Here is a 13,454-nt window from a genome sequence, read left to right on the forward strand (position 1 = left end):
CACGCGCCCGTCGCACAGTTCCCCAGTCTGCGGGAGCCATCGGGGTGCGTCAGACCGACTGAACGGCGTCGACCAACGCGCACTTCCGGCACACGTCGCGCGTCGTCGGCGCGCCGCACTCCGTACAGGAGTCCAGCGAGGACTCCGGCTCACCGCCACGATACTTTTCCGCAGCCAATTCCGCCAGCTCCTCGTATCCCGCTATAATCGAGTGCCGCGTCCCGGGATGGTTCTCCTCGAGTGATAGGAGGAGGTCCTGGATTTCGCCGCGGAACGCCTCGCTCGAATGCGGGCACTCCGCCATGTGCACGGGGAGGTCCTGTAGCTGCGCGTAGAGCGCGACTTCCTTCTCGGGCACGTCCCGCAGCGGTTTCGCGCGCGGCACCATCTCCGGGCGCGTCTCGCGTTCGTCGAACCCGCCGAGCGACGCGTCGAAGTGCTTCGCGACCTGTTCGACGTTGCCCTCGAAGATGTTCATCAGCGCCGTTTCGGCTTCGTCGTCGAGGTTGTGGCCCGTGAGGAGTTTATCGGCGTCGTACTCGTCGGCGTACCGCGCGAGAATGTCGCGGCGGAACACCCCGCAGTACGCGCAGGGCGCCATGTCTTCCGGGTCGTCCGCGACCACGTCGTCCATCTCCAGGTCGAACTCGTCGCGGTACGTGACGAGTTCGTGGCGCACGTCGAGGTCCGAAGTGAGTTCCTCGCAGGCATTCACAGAGGCATCCCGGTAGCCCTCGATTCCCTCGTGGATGGTGAGGCAGACGAGTTCGACGCGGGGGTCCTCGGCGAACGTGTCGTGGAGAATCTTCGTGAGAACCACGGAGTCCTTCCCGCCGGAGAGGCCGACGACCCACGTCTGTGGGTTCTCGGGAGTCGCGTCCCGCGGGAGCAGGTCGTCCTCGCGGACACGTCGACGCACCCGGCGTTCCACGGACTCGAAGAGGTGGGTGTCGCAGAGATGCGTCCCCGAGTACGCGGCGTGCATCACCGCCTCGCGGTCGCACTTGGTGCAGTCCATGGAGTCGGTTGCGGGGGAGCGCGTTTCACCGTTTCGCACCCGAATAAACCACATACGGAGATATCAAATCGCGTGTCGGCGGCAGTGTTTTGATGCTGCGGAGTGCAATTTCAGGTCTATGACGGGAATCACGTACGAGGACTTCCTCGACCTCGACTACGAACCGGCCGACGACGAACTCGTCTGTGACTTCCGCGTCACGCCCGCGAGCGACATGGACATGGAGTCCGCGGGGAGCAGGGTCGCCTCCGAGAGTTCGAACGGCACGTGGGCTGAACTCCAGGTGGAGGGGAACATCACCGACTTGAGCGCGACCTGCTTCCACATTGACGGCGACAGAATCAGGGTCGCGTATCCGGACGCGCTCTTCGAACACGGGAACATGCCGCAGGTGCTCTCCTGCATCGCGGGGAACATCCTCGGCATGAAGGCCGTCGAGCGCATCCGCCTGGTCGACTGCGACTGGCCGGAGCCGCTGGCGACGTCGTTCCCGGGGCCACAGTACGGGACGAGCGTGCGTTCGGAACTGCTGGACGCCGCCGACCGACCAATCACGGCTACCGTCCCGAAGCCGAAAGTCGGATTGAGCACCGACCAGCACGCCCAGATCGGATACGAGGCGTGGACGGGCGGCATCGACCTCCTCAAGGACGACGAGAACCTCACCGACCAGTCGTTCAATCGGTACGAGGACCGGCTCTACCAGTCGCTCGAACGCCGCGACCAAGCCGAGGAGGAAACGGGCGAGAAGAAGAGTTACCTCGTGAACGTCACCGGGACGGGCGACCAGATGCTCGACCGTGTGCAGATGGCCGCGGACGCCGGCTGCGAGTTCGTGATGGTTGACGTCGTCACCGCGGGCTGGGCCGCCGTCCAACAAGTCCGCGAGGTCACCGAAGAGGAGGGGCTGGCGATTCACGCGCACCGCGCGATGCACGCGGCGTTCGACCGCGTCCCCGACCACGGCGTGTCGATGCGCGCGCTCGCGCAGGTCGCGCGGCTCTGCGGCGTCGATCACATCCACACCGGCACCGCGGACCTCGGAAAACTCGAGAACGAGGACACGGCCGGCATCAACGAGTGGCTGTACAGCGACCTCCACGGAATGAACGACGTGCTCCCGATGGCGTCCGGCGGCCTCCATCCCGGGCTCGTCCCGGAGCTCGTCGACCGCATCGGCACCAACATCGGCATCCAGGCCGGCGGCGGCGTCCACGGACACCCCGACGGCACGCACGCCGGCGCGAAAGCCCTCCGTCAATCTATCGACGCCGCCGTGGACGGCATCGACATCGAGGAGTACGCCGACACCCATCCCGAACTCCGGACGGCGCTCGACAAGTGGGGAACCGAGACGCCCCGATAGTTCATATAGGAAGCCGCGGCCAGCGGGCGGTGTGACGTAACCACAGTCGGCCGGGGGACGAGGCGGGAGCGCGGCACAGCCCGGTCGAACCAGTCCGCCGCCTGTCAGCCCCTAGAAGCCGTCTTCGAAGCGGAAGGTGCCGTCGCGCTGCACGACCTCGCCGTCAACCTCGATGACGGAGTCCTCGCTCATGTCCACAATCATGTCCACGTGCGTCGCGGACTGGTTTCCGTCGACCTCGGCGTCCTCGGGGACGCACTCGTCGATGGCTCGCCCGACAGCGAGGTGGACGGTGTCGCCCATCTTCTCGTCGAACAGCATGTTGTACGTGAACCGGTCGATATCACGGTTCATCCCGATACCGAGCTCGCCCAGCCGTCGCGCGCCCTCGTCCGTGTCGAGGATGGCGCCGAGCGCGTCCGCGTTCTGGTCGGCGCCATAGTCCACGACTTCGCCGCCCTCGAATTCGAGGTACGCATTCTGTATCTCGCGACCCATGTACAGCACGGGCTTGTCGAACGTCACGTGCCCCTCGACGGAGTCGGGGACGGGCGCGGTGAACACTTCGCCGCCGGGGAGGTTCTTCCGGGCGTCGTCGTTTACCGCCCGCATCCCCGTGACGCTCATCGTGAGGTCGGTGGTGTCTCCCGAGCGAATGTGCACTTCCTCCGCGGGGTCGAGAATCTCCACGAGCTGCTGCTGGTGTTCGTGCTGGGCGTCCCAGTCCTTGTTGACGGCGTTCCACACGAACTCCGCGTACGCCTCAGTACTCATCTCGGCCTTCTGGGCGTTGCCCGCCGTCGGGTACTGCGTGCCGACCCAGCGGTCGGGTCGTGCCTCCTGCGTTTCCTGGTTCGCGCGCTGGGCGGCGGAGAGGTTCTCGGGCGGCACGTCGCTCGTCTCCGCGGTGTTCTCGTCACCCCGGATACCGATGAGTGCGTCCGCTTCGTCCATCGCCGCGAGCGAGTGCTCGCTGAGTGTGTAGTCGTCGGCGTCCATCTCGCGGTGGTAGGCGCGGGAGGCGGCGCTGTTCCGCCACGAGAGCATCGGGTTCGCTCCGCGCTTTCCAATTTCGGCGTGCAAGGCGACAACGAGGTCGTTCGCGGCCGCGGGGCCCGAAATGTAGACGTCGTCGTTCTCCTGGATGTCGACACAGTGGTCGGCGATGAGTTCGGCGTGTCGCTCAATACGAGAGTCCATACGGATTCCGTGTCCGCGGGGATACAAAAGCCCTCCCAGAACGCGCGTTCTGTTACGTCTCCGAGGATTCGGGAACGCGGCCGACCGTGACGTAGAATGGGATTACCGCACGACGGCGATACGACTCGTCCTGCATCTGCGCGACTGCCGCACGCCCCATCTCGCGCCACGCGGAGCGGAGACGGTCGTACTCGCGTCCAGTCATTCCGCCGGCTTCGAGTGTCGGGCGCTGGTCGGCGAGCCGGCTCGCCGTCGCTTTCCGCTGTGCGTCTTCGAGTTCAGCGCGCGAGTACGGCGGTTCGACGGTTCGGACGTGTTCGTGGCGTCGCGTCACCACATCGGTGAGCGCGGCGTCCTCGAACACGGCAGCGGCGCTCTGCCCGAGCGTCACGTCCGTCTCGACGCCCTCGATGTAGGTCCGGCGAGCGGACTCAGCGAGCGACGCTTCGTCCGACACCGTCGATTCGACGCGCACCTCGCTGTTGTCGGGTTCGATGGCGGCGACGAAGTCGCTGGACGCCCGCGAGAACTCGCGAGCGGCGACGACCGGGTCTGGGAGATTGATGAGGAGTGCCTGGCACGTCACGAGGTCGAACGCGTCGTCCCGAACCGGAAGCCGCGTCGCGTCCGCCTGAATCCGACCGTCGGCGTCAACGTGCGCGAGCAACTCGCGGTCCGCGTCCGCCCCCACGACCGTCGCCGAGGACTCCTCGCCGAGCACGCGGGTCAGCTCGCCGGTCCCACAACCCACGTCCAGAATTCGCTCGCGGTCGTGGAGGGAGAGCGGCGCGAGCGCCTCCCGGTCCTCCCACATCCCCCGCCGCGTATCCGTCAAGTACTCCGCGGAAAACCGTCGCACACCCACGCGTACGACCCCGGATGAGAAAAACGGACCGCCTCCCGGCCGCCGTTCACGAATCTACAATTCGCGTAGTCTCACGCCTGCGGCGTCACCAGAACGCTCCGCGTTCTGGTTGGCTAACGAGAGCTTCGCTCTCGTGAACGCTCGAGGGGTCGCGACGCTACGCGTCGCGGAGTTCCCGCACTTTCTCGATATTCCACGCGAACCCGCGGCCGTCCTCGTTCGGGGTTTCGAGGACCAGCGGGACGTCGCGGATGGCGTCGTGGTTGACGAACGCGGTCATGCCGTCCTCGCCGATGTGTCCTTCGCCGATGTGGGCGTGTTCGTCCTTGTTGGTGCCGCACTCGTGCTTCGAGTCGTTGAGGTGGACGCACTCGAGGTGGCCGAGGCCGATCTCGTCGTCGAACGCCTGAAGCGTCTCGTCGACGCCCTCGGGCGTGGAGAGGTCGTAGCCGGCGGCGAACGCGTGCGCGGTGTCGAGGCACACGTCGAGGTCCTGACTGGAGCGGTCGAGGACGCCCGCGAGGTGCGCGAAGTCGCCGCCGAGTTTCGTGCCGGACCCCGCGTCGGACTCGACGAGCACAGTGACACCCTCGGGGATGTCGAGTTCGTCGAGCGCGCTCGCGGCGTTGTCGAGGCCCTGTTCGACGCCCGCGCCGGTGTGCGCGCCGAGGTGGACGTTCACGTACTCGATGCCGAGGTCGGCGGCGGCGTCGACTTCCTTCTGCATGGAGTCGATGGACTTCTCGCGGAGGTCGTCCTTCGGCGTGCAGAGGTTCACGAGGTAGGAGGAGTGAATCACCCAGGGGCCGTCGAGTTCCGCGGTGGTGTCGTCGCGGAACGCGGCGGCCTCGTCGTCGCCGATGTTCGGGTCCTGCCAGACCTGTGGGGAGTGCGTGAATATCTGGCCGCAGTTCCCACCGACATCGACCTGGCGTTCGACGGCGTTGTCGACGCCGCCGGCGATGGAGACGTGTGCGCCTACTCTGAGCATACGGACTGTGCGTGACCGGTGGACGAAAACGCTTCGGAACCCGGGACGCTTTAGGTCATTACGCTCCTTCGTCGAGGTATGCCGGACTCGCCGCTGGAGGTGGGGGCGGACGCACCCATGTTCAGCGCGCCGCTCGTCACACCAGACGGCGACGTAGAAGAAACGCCGCTCTCTGACCTATTGGCGGAGAAGCCCGTGCTGTTGGCGTTCTACACGAACGACTTCAGTCCGGACTGCGTGAACGAGTGGTGTTCGTTCCGCGACTACGACTGGTTCGCGACCGGGGGTCGCGTACAGGTCGTTGGCGTCAGTCGGTCGCGGACGTACACGCATAAGAAGTTCATCGACTACCTCAATCTCGGGTTCCCGCTGTACTCGGACCGCGACCTCAGCATCACGGAGTCGTATGGCGTGAAGTACCGGGCGCTCAGGGTCGCGGCGCGCTCGAAGCGCTCCGTGTTCTTCATCGACCAGGACGGCGTCATCAGGTATCGCTGGGTGGGCGAACATCCGCTCGACCCGACGCGGGACTCGCCGCCGCTGGAGGAGATTCGGGCGGCCGTGGAAGACGTGCTCGGGCCGCCGGCGGAGGAGGAGTCGTTCGGGTTCAGTTAGTTTCGCGCGTCCACGCGTCGGTCGCGTACTTTTCTCCAGCGAGGTCGCGAGCGTCCGCGAGTTCGTCGTCCCGCCACTCGCCGGGGTCGGCGTCAGCCCAGTCCGAGAGCGCGTCCTCCACGGCTGATACGGCCTCGTCGCGCGAGATGCCCGCGAGTTCGCGGATTGACGTGACTCGGTCCTCGAAGGTCTCGGACGCGGGCGGGTCGCTGAACACGCCGAGGTGGCGGTCGGTCGCGAGCGAGTAGGAGAGCGAGCCGTGCTGGATGACGGCGTCCCGCTGACGGTACTGGGCGTTCCCGCTGATCTTCTTCCCGTCAGCGACAATGTCGTGGGCGGGATGGAGTTCGCGGAGGTAGCACGCGGGCCGGTGGAGTTCGGGCATCGACTCGTCGACGTAGTCGGCGTCGATGCCCATGCGGGAGAACGCGTCGAGAATCGGCTGGCAGAGCACGTGGTAGGCGTCCATGAGGTCGCCGGGGAGTTCGTCGGCGGGCGCGACGAGCGTGTACGAGATGTCGCCGGTGTAGTCGTGGTAGATGCCGCCGCCGCCGGTCGGCCGCCGCGTGACCGTGACGCCGGCGTCCTCGCAGTAGTCCCAGTCCACGCTCTCCGGGGCTTGGTTGTAGCCGAGGGAGAGCGTGCTCGGCCCCCAGCGATAGACGCGCGCCGTCCGCAGACCGTCCTCGGCCGCGGTGCGCGCGGCGACCTCGTCAAGCGCCATGTTCGTCGGGCCGTGCCACGTTTCTTCCTCGATGAGCCGCCACTCGCGGTCCGCCGGGGTCATACTGGAGCGTAGGGCTCGCGCGACTTAATCAGTAGAGTTCGCCGCCGGGCGGCACGTCGCCGTCGGGTCGGACGAGCACGGGGTTCCCGTCGTCTCCGGGAACGCCGAGCGTGAGCGCCTCGGACTCGTAGCCCGCGATGTTCACGGTCCCCAGTCCGAGCGCGCACAGGACCTGGGTGCCGGGGAGCGCGTCGGGGTCGTGGTGGTAGCCGAGCTGTGCGGCGGACTGCACGGTGTCGTCGCCGAGGTCAACGGTGAGTTTCACCATCTCGGGTTTCCGGGTTTCCGGGAACGGCTGCGCGGATTCGACGGTGCCGACTCGAACCTCAGTGTCGAGCGGTGACATAGCGGAGCGAATGAAAGAAGGGAAGAAAACGGTTCGGGTCGCTACGCGCTCGCGGGCGTCGCGGCGTCCGCGCCGCGGAGGTTCGCGACGGCGAAGAAGGCGAGCGCGAGGACGGCCGCGCCGGCCTGCACTGCGAGCGCGCCGGAGCTACCGACCACCGCCTCGCTCGCCGGACCGAACAGGCAGATGGCGGCCAACGCGAGGAAGACCGCGCGCCACGGCGTCGTGAGCGTCCGCGCACCGTCGTGGCCGATGGTGGCCGCGGTGAGCGAGACGACGCCGAGGAACACCCCGAACACGGCGAGCGGGGTGCCCGTGAGCGTCCAGTCGATGAGCGCGGGGTTCACGACGAGCGCGAACGGGATGAGGAACCCGGCGGCGCCGATGCGGAGCGACTGCATCGCTGTCTGCATGAAGCTACTGTCCGCGATGCGGGAGCCGACGGCGACGCCGACAGCGACCGGTGGCGTGATGGCGGAGAGCATCGCGAAGTAGAACACGTAGAGGTGGGCGGTGATGGAGCCGACGCCGAGGTCGACGAGCGCGGGCGTGATGAGCGCCTGCACGAGGATGTAGGCCGCGGGCGTCGGCATCCCCATGCCGAAGAGGATGCTGCATACCATCGCGATGAGCAGGACGAGGACGAGCACCCCGCCGCCGAGCGATATCATGCGGAGGCTGATGGTCTGCGTGAGTCCTGTCTGGGTGAGCATCGCGATGATGACACCCATGGACGCGAGCACGCCGACCAGCGGCGCCATGTCGAGCGACCCGCGCTTGAACCCGCGAAGGGTGTCCACGGTGGTCGCGACGAGCGCGGACGGCACGCCCTGTGAGGCCGCGTCCACATCCGCGTCCGTGTCTGCGGACTCGATTTCTCCGTCGCCGATGAGGGCGAGCAGGACGTTCCGGGCGTACATCGTCCCGACCATCGCCAGGGTCGTGTACAGGCCGGCGGCGAGCGGCGAGAGCCGCATCACGACGAGCGTGTAGAGGAGGACGGCCATCGGCACGAGGAAGTGCGTTCCGGCGAAGAACCGGCGGAGCGCCCCCACGAAATCGTCGACCGTGGCGTCCGAGAGCGCGACCGCCTGAAGCAGGCGGACCACGAGGAGCACCGCACCGGCGACGGCGGCGGCCGTGAGCGGACCGTACCCGAAGGTGTTGCGGGCGACGAAGAACGCGCCCACGGTAAGCGCGGTGTAGAGCACGGTTGTGAGCGTGCGGACGCTGAACAGCGACGCGAGAATGCTGTTGTCGGTCTCGTTTTCGGTCGTCCAGCCGTGTCGGAGGACGGCGAACTGGATGGCGATACCGACGCTGAAGTAGAAGAGGAGCGCCGGGAGGAACGCCGCCTGAATGACGCGGAAGTAGGAGACGCCGAGGATGTCCGCCATCAGGAACGCGGCGACACCCATCACGGGCGGCATTATCTGTCCGCCGGAGGACGCGACGCTCTCGATAGCGCCCGCGTAGTCCTCGCGGACGCCCTGGCGTTTCATCATCGGGATGGTGAAGCTCCCGGTCGTCGCGGCGTTCGCGGCCGCGCTCCCCGTGATGGAACCCATCGCCATGCTGGAGAGAACGGCGACGTGGACGACGCCGCTCTTGAGGTTCCGGCCGAGGCGCTCGCCGAGGCCGAGGATGACGTCGAGCGCGCCGTAGACGCGGGCGAGCCCCGCGAACATGATGAACACGGCGACCCACGTCGCGCCGATTTCGGTGATGAAGCCGTACGCGCCGTTGATGCGGACCGCGCCGTACGTCGCCACGTCGGCCCACGTGAACCCGGAGTGCGAGAGGAATCCGGGGAGGACGGGGCCGATGATGGCGTACACGACGGAGCCGATGCCGACGAGCGCGATAGCCCAGCCGTACGCGCGCCGGGTCGCGTCGATGACGAGCGCGACGACGACCAGGCCGACGACGATGTCCATCTGCTGGAATCCGACGACAATCGCGCTCTCGTAGAGCCGCGTGAAGTTCAGTTCGACGTAGATGCTCACTGCGGCGGCCGCGAACGCGGACAGCACGCAGAGGTGTGAGTCGAGGCGTCCGACGTGGTCGTGGTAGCGGTCGGGAACGAACCCGAGCAGTCGGGAGTCACCCTCTTGGGCCTGTACGGAGAGGTTGAGGTAGTAGATGACGAGCCCGAGCCCGAGGAAGATGTTCGTCCAGCGCACGCGGACGATGGGTCGGAACCACGCGAACGCGAGCGTGGACGCGGTCAACAGAACGGCGAGCGCGGACACGGTGGCGATGATAACGCGTTCGCTGACCGGTCGGCTCCCGAAGGATTCGCGCAGTTCGGCGACAGTCGTGCCGTCGCTCAGTCGAAGGGAGTCGAACATCGAGTGCGCTACTCTTCGCCGACTTCGAACTCGTCAGACCAGACGCCCTTCTCCTGATAGAAGTCAGCGGCGGCCGGGTGGAACGGGAGCGTGTCGTACGCGTTCTCCGTCCAGAACTCGCCGTCGGCGAGGCCGCCGAGGAGCGCGTTGTCCTCCTGGAGGGCTTCGCGCTGCGCCCACAGCGTCTCCAGGAAGGAGTAGAGGGTGTCGTAGGAGAAGTCGTTGCGCACGACGAAGTTGTACGCGAGCGTCGGCGTGTGGAGCGTGTCGGGGGCGTACTCGTAGCCCTCGAAGGTGCTCATGTCGATGTCCGACATGATGATTGCGGGGTCGTCTTCGAGCTGGGAGACCGCCTCGTCCGGCCACTGGAGGACGCGGAGGCCGACGGTGCTCTTCATCTGCTGGACCCAGCCGGGTTCGACGGCCTTGTTGATGAAGGTCGCCGCGCCCACGTCGAGGCGGCCTTCGCTCATCGCGCTCGCCTGATTGCCGTAGCTGATGCTCACGCGCTCGTAGTCGTCGACGACGTAGTCGAGGGAGTGCTGGAGCATCTCGGCGGTCCCGGAGCCACGCGGCGTCGGGGATACTCGGCTGTCGGACTGGATGTCGGAGACGGACGTCCATCCGTCGTTCGGGGACGCGAGCAGCCACGCGAGGTCGTAGAGGTGGAACACCTGGTTCGGCGTGAAGTCGATGTCCTCGAAGGGGGCTTCGTTGTTCGCGACCTTGCTCGCGGTCCAGTTCTGGATGTAGGAGATGTCGGATTCGTCGCGGGAGAGACGGCCGATGTTAGCGTTCGTCCCCTCGCTCGGCCGGGCGTCGACTGTAACCGCGTCCGTGTTCTGGTTGACGCGGTTCGCGATTGCCTGACTCATCGCGTACGCGGACGTGGTTTCGGTGGACGTGGTCATGATCATCTCGCCGTCCGCGCCCGGCGCGTCACCGCTCCCGCTGCCCCCCATGCAGCCGGCGACGCTCGTGAGTGCGAGGGCTCCCGCGGAAGTTTTCAAGAAGGTTCTACGGTTAGTGTTCAAATTGGCAGTCATACCTGTGTCGTGTTCTAACGTTGGTAACGTATATAGATTGGTACTGTCCAACAGTCACTAAACTCTTTTAACACTCGAATCTCGGTAGCCAGCCGGCCGCGCGAGCCCCGAGGAAACAAGGGTTTCTGTATCGCCATATAGAATTTATCGGCGGCTCCGCGGTGTTTTTACCCGACGCGGCCGAATCCCGGGTAGATGGTTCAGAACGTCGCCCAGGAGGTCGCGGAGCTGGAGCAGGAGGATTTCAACCTCCTCTCGGGCGTTGAACACGGGATGCGCTTCTCGGAGTGGGTGGCGCGCGAGAAACTCCCGGAGTTCGCGCGCCTCACAGAGGAGGAGGTGGACTACCGACTGGACCGCGTTGAGGACCGGGGGTTGGTGGAGCGACAGACAATCCAGTACGAGGGGTTCCGGCTCACGTTCGAGGGGTACGACGTGCTCGCGCTGAAGACGTTCGCGGAGCGCGACACCGTCGAGGGGTTCGGCGCGCCGCTCGGCGTCGGAAAGGAGTCGGACGTGTTCGAGGTGCAGTCGTACAAGCCGATGGCGCTCAAGTTCCACCGCGAGGGATACACGAACTTCCGCGAGGTGAACAAGGAACGCGACTACACGAGCGAGAAGGAGCACGTCTCCTGGTTCTACACCGCGCGAAAAGCCGCCGAGCGCGAACACGAGGCGCTCGAATCACTCTACCCGGACGTGCGCGTCCCGCGGCCGGTCGACCAGAACCGGCACGCCATCGTGATGGAGAAGATCGACGGTGTGGAACTGAACCGCGCGAAACTCGACGCCGAGCAGGCGGAGGGCGTGCTCGACCTGATACTCCAGGAGATGGCGCTCGCGTACACGAAGGGTTTCGTGCACGCGGACATCTCCGAGTACAACGTGTTCGTCCACGAGTCCGGCATCACGCTGTTCGACTGGCCGCAGTCGGTCCCCACCGACCACGAGAACGCGCGCGAACTCCTCGGACGCGACGTGCGAAACATCGTCTCCTACTTCCAGCGAAAGTACCCGAACGCCATCTCCGACCCAGATGTGGATGCGGTTGCGGACGCCGTCACAGACGACACCTTCGAGCGAATCGAGAACTACACGGCCTGATAGGTGACGTTTCTCGGTTCTGAGCGATATCCCGTGATAACTTCCGGGAGACCAGTCGGTCACGACGATTGCGTTCGCTACCGTATTCGCTCAACGAACTCGGTCCGGCTCGTCGTTAAGGACTGAGTCTCCGTATCGGGTCGTCTCTGAGGGCCCGCTTCCCGTAGCCGTTCTCACACTAACCGCACTGTTCTTGCGGCCGTGACTCACTTATTGCCGTTTTTACCCGTGTTCGTTTTGTCGTTCGGAGAGAGCGGACACTCGGACTTCGCGTAGACGTCGGCGGTGACCGTGGCGGAGAACCCATTAGAGTTCACGTAGACAGTAACCGTATCCGCACCAAACGCTGGGTTGATTCGCACGCGTTTACCCGTCTGGATTTTCTTCGTCGGCGTCGTGGTTCTGTCACCCTCAATTCGTTCGACGGTGAACGCGTCGGTGTAGCGGTTGGTCACCCAGACGCGCATGGGATTCGCGCCGTTTCCATTACCGTTGCTCTTTTCGCAGGCGACGACGCCGACGTACGCGTCGTCCTTCTCGACGACGTTGACCGAGACTGGGCGGTCGGCGGAGACGCTGGTGAACCCCATTGTGCCGACGCTGAGCGCGGCGACAGCGATCACGGCGAGCGTGACACTGATCGCTTTCGAGGTGTTCATTTATTCTCTAGTTCAGGTGGTCGTTCTGTCTCGCCGATTCGAAGACCGTTCGCGTAGACAGTGTGGATGGCCGCGGAGACGGTAAACGCGACTGCGGTCGCAACGAGCCACGCGAAGTTTGAGAGGAAGGTGAACGGCCACGCGTTTACCGCGACCGCGAGTGTGAGCGCGAGGGCCACACCGGACAATCCGAGGTAGTACTGGCTCCACGGTATCTCGCGGCCTTGGACGACTTCCATGTAGACATCCGCATCGGCCAATGCGGGCGTGGGTTCGACGACACCACGGCGTTTGTCGAAGTCGACGACGTTCGCGTCGTCCATCATCGGAAGGTGGGACTGCTGGAGCGCGGTGTACACGCGTTTTCGTTCCTCGTAGGAGACTTCGGAGATGGGCGTGTCGTATTCCCACGCCGCGACCTGTTCCGCGAGATCCCCGAGTTCAACAGCCGATTTCTCACGTTTCAGCGCGTGAACTGCGTATCGTCTGCGGCGGTTCGAGAGCACCGAGAAGAGCGCATCCTCCGTGAGCTCCCCCTGTGTGCTCGAACCTCCGGTGGCTTCCGAGGACACAAGAGATAGGTATAGAAAGATCCGTAATAAGTGTTAGAGTTAGTTAATATCCAGACCAGTGTGAAGTAAACTATTCGACATGAGATGGGTTGCAGAGTAGAGTGACCCAATACAGTGGATAGAATTTATAATCTCCTTGATTTCCTGTAAAGTATCTACGGCAGTCCGCCGTTCATCAGAGCCTTGACCGCTCGAAACCGTCGGCGACTTAGGTGACGTGTGTTTCAAGAAGGGACACGTCGCACACGCTTCCGCACGGCCATCCATGCCGCGATTCGATGACTCGGTGGTCCGACAGCCCACGAAAGTCGGACCGCAGCGCCCGCGTCGGGAGACTGCGGTGGCTCGACGCGTGGCTGGAAAACGGGCACGTCGTCGTAGCCGCCCCAACATCGCGGGCCGACTCCCTTCCACCGAAATACGACGTTTAATTCGTCGTTTAGCGTGATTCAGTGTCCGCCAGCGGTTCCGAACGAACAGCCTGACGACACGTCAAGTCACTCCTGAAACACATCTGGCGTGTCAATACTACTT

At 65.1% G+C, this 13,454-nt stretch carries 13 protein-coding genes; 3 read left to right on the plus strand and 10 right to left on the minus strand.

All coding sequences use genetic code 11. The features are described 5' to 3' along the window. Positions 1-49: 49 nt before the first annotated feature. Entirely contained in the window at positions 50-1,018 is a 969-nt protein-coding gene (gene ncsA / locus ACOZ4O_RS05865) for a tRNA 2-thiolation protein NcsA (RefSeq protein WP_424524379.1), read from the minus strand. Between the two features lie 118 nt (positions 1,019-1,136). Here ncsA and rbcL point away from each other — a divergent pair, with 118 nt between their 5' ends. Further along, a complete protein-coding gene (gene rbcL / locus ACOZ4O_RS05870; RefSeq protein WP_424524380.1) occupies positions 1,137-2,384 on the plus strand; it encodes a type III ribulose-bisphosphate carboxylase in 1,248 nt (415 codons plus the stop codon). A gap of 111 nt (positions 2,385-2,495) precedes the next feature. On the opposite strand, the gene ACOZ4O_RS05875 is transcribed toward rbcL, so the two are convergent. From ACOZ4O_RS05875 to ACOZ4O_RS05885, 3 genes are all read right to left on the minus strand, one after another. Continuing rightward, positions 2,496-3,584, minus strand: coding sequence for an aminopeptidase (locus tag ACOZ4O_RS05875; RefSeq protein ID WP_424524381.1), 1,089 nt, complete (start codon positions 3,582-3,584; stop codon positions 2,496-2,498). A gap of 52 nt (positions 3,585-3,636) precedes the next feature. Continuing rightward, positions 3,637-4,443, minus strand: a complete 807-nt coding sequence (locus ACOZ4O_RS05880) for a class I SAM-dependent methyltransferase (RefSeq protein WP_424524382.1) — start codon at positions 4,441-4,443, stop codon at positions 3,637-3,639. A gap of 163 nt (positions 4,444-4,606) precedes the next feature. Further along, positions 4,607-5,440, minus strand: coding sequence for a deoxyribonuclease IV (locus ACOZ4O_RS05885; protein WP_424524383.1), 834 nt, complete (start codon positions 5,438-5,440; stop codon positions 4,607-4,609). A gap of 78 nt (positions 5,441-5,518) precedes the next feature. Between ACOZ4O_RS05885 and ACOZ4O_RS05890 the strand changes: the two genes are divergently transcribed. Beyond that, positions 5,519-6,055 (plus strand): redoxin domain-containing protein, encoded by a 537-nt coding sequence (locus tag ACOZ4O_RS05890; protein WP_424524384.1) that lies wholly within the window; start codon positions 5,519-5,521, stop codon positions 6,053-6,055. Here ACOZ4O_RS05890 and ACOZ4O_RS05895 read toward each other — a convergent pair. From ACOZ4O_RS05895 to ACOZ4O_RS05910, 4 genes are read right to left on the minus strand one after another with little or no spacing between them, the layout of a single operon-like run. Then, positions 6,048-6,842 carry a lipoate--protein ligase family protein gene (locus tag ACOZ4O_RS05895; RefSeq protein WP_424524385.1) on the minus strand — a complete coding sequence of 265 codons (795 nt, stop codon included), beginning with the start codon at positions 6,840-6,842 and terminating at the stop codon, positions 6,048-6,050. The genes ACOZ4O_RS05890 and ACOZ4O_RS05895 overlap by 8 nt on opposite strands. A 28-nt stretch (positions 6,843-6,870) precedes the next feature. After that, positions 6,871-7,188 (minus strand): tRNA-binding protein, encoded by a 318-nt coding sequence (locus tag ACOZ4O_RS05900; RefSeq protein ID WP_424524386.1) that lies wholly within the window; start codon positions 7,186-7,188, stop codon positions 6,871-6,873. A gap of 41 nt (positions 7,189-7,229) precedes the next feature. Continuing rightward, positions 7,230-9,539, minus strand: coding sequence for a TRAP transporter permease (locus tag ACOZ4O_RS05905; protein ID WP_424524387.1), 2,310 nt, complete (start codon positions 9,537-9,539; stop codon positions 7,230-7,232). A gap of 8 nt (positions 9,540-9,547) precedes the next feature. After that, positions 9,548-10,549 (minus strand): TAXI family TRAP transporter solute-binding subunit, encoded by a 1,002-nt coding sequence (locus ACOZ4O_RS05910; RefSeq protein ID WP_424524388.1) that lies wholly within the window; start codon positions 10,547-10,549, stop codon positions 9,548-9,550. Positions 10,550-10,780: 231 nt separating this feature from the next. Here ACOZ4O_RS05910 and ACOZ4O_RS05915 point away from each other — a divergent pair, with 231 nt between their 5' ends. Further along, positions 10,781-11,689 (plus strand): serine/threonine-protein kinase RIO2, encoded by a 909-nt coding sequence (locus ACOZ4O_RS05915; protein WP_424524389.1) that lies wholly within the window; start codon positions 10,781-10,783, stop codon positions 11,687-11,689. Between the two features lie 206 nt (positions 11,690-11,895). On the opposite strand, the gene ACOZ4O_RS05920 is transcribed toward ACOZ4O_RS05915, so the two are convergent. Next, the gene (locus ACOZ4O_RS05920; RefSeq protein ID WP_424524390.1) at positions 11,896-12,348 is read right to left on the minus strand and encodes a hypothetical protein; all 453 of its coding nucleotides are present in this window, start codon (positions 12,346-12,348) and stop codon (positions 11,896-11,898) included. Then, on the minus strand, positions 12,345-12,920 hold the full coding sequence (locus ACOZ4O_RS05925; protein ID WP_424524391.1) for a DUF7344 domain-containing protein: 576 nt from the start codon (positions 12,918-12,920) through the stop codon (positions 12,345-12,347). The genes ACOZ4O_RS05920 and ACOZ4O_RS05925 overlap by 4 nt, the downstream gene beginning before the upstream one ends. Positions 12,921-13,454 lie beyond the last annotated feature (534 nt).

The sequence above is a fragment of the Salarchaeum japonicum genome, from assembly GCF_049705945.1.
Lineage (GTDB): Archaea > Halobacteriota > Halobacteria > Halobacteriales > Halobacteriaceae > Salarchaeum > Salarchaeum japonicum_A.

Excerpts from the sequence above, each read along its gene's own strand:
- ACOZ4O_RS05920 (WP_424524390.1), bottom strand. The coding sequence starts at position 12,348 with ATGAACACCTCGAAAGCGATCAGTGTCACGCTCGCCGTGATCGCTGTC.
- ACOZ4O_RS05895 (WP_424524385.1), bottom strand. The coding sequence starts at position 6,842 with ATGACCCCGGCGGACCGCGAGTGGCGGCTCATCGAGGAAGAAACGTGG.
- ncsA (WP_424524379.1), bottom strand. The coding sequence starts at position 1,018 with ATGGACTGCACCAAGTGCGACCGCGAGGCGGTGATGCACGCCGCGTAC.
- ACOZ4O_RS05885 (WP_424524383.1), bottom strand. The coding sequence starts at position 5,440 with ATGCTCAGAGTAGGCGCACACGTCTCCATCGCCGGCGGCGTCGACAAC.
- rbcL (WP_424524380.1), top strand. The coding sequence starts at position 1,137 with ATGACGGGAATCACGTACGAGGACTTCCTCGACCTCGACTACGAACCG.
- ACOZ4O_RS05900 (WP_424524386.1), bottom strand. The coding sequence starts at position 7,188 with ATGTCACCGCTCGACACTGAGGTTCGAGTCGGCACCGTCGAATCCGCG.
- ACOZ4O_RS05875 (WP_424524381.1), bottom strand. The coding sequence starts at position 3,584 with ATGGACTCTCGTATTGAGCGACACGCCGAACTCATCGCCGACCACTGT.
- ACOZ4O_RS05890 (WP_424524384.1), top strand. The coding sequence starts at position 5,519 with ATGCCGGACTCGCCGCTGGAGGTGGGGGCGGACGCACCCATGTTCAGC.
- ACOZ4O_RS05905 (WP_424524387.1), bottom strand. The coding sequence starts at position 9,539 with ATGTTCGACTCCCTTCGACTGAGCGACGGCACGACTGTCGCCGAACTG.
- ACOZ4O_RS05915 (WP_424524389.1), top strand. The coding sequence starts at position 10,781 with ATGGTTCAGAACGTCGCCCAGGAGGTCGCGGAGCTGGAGCAGGAGGAT.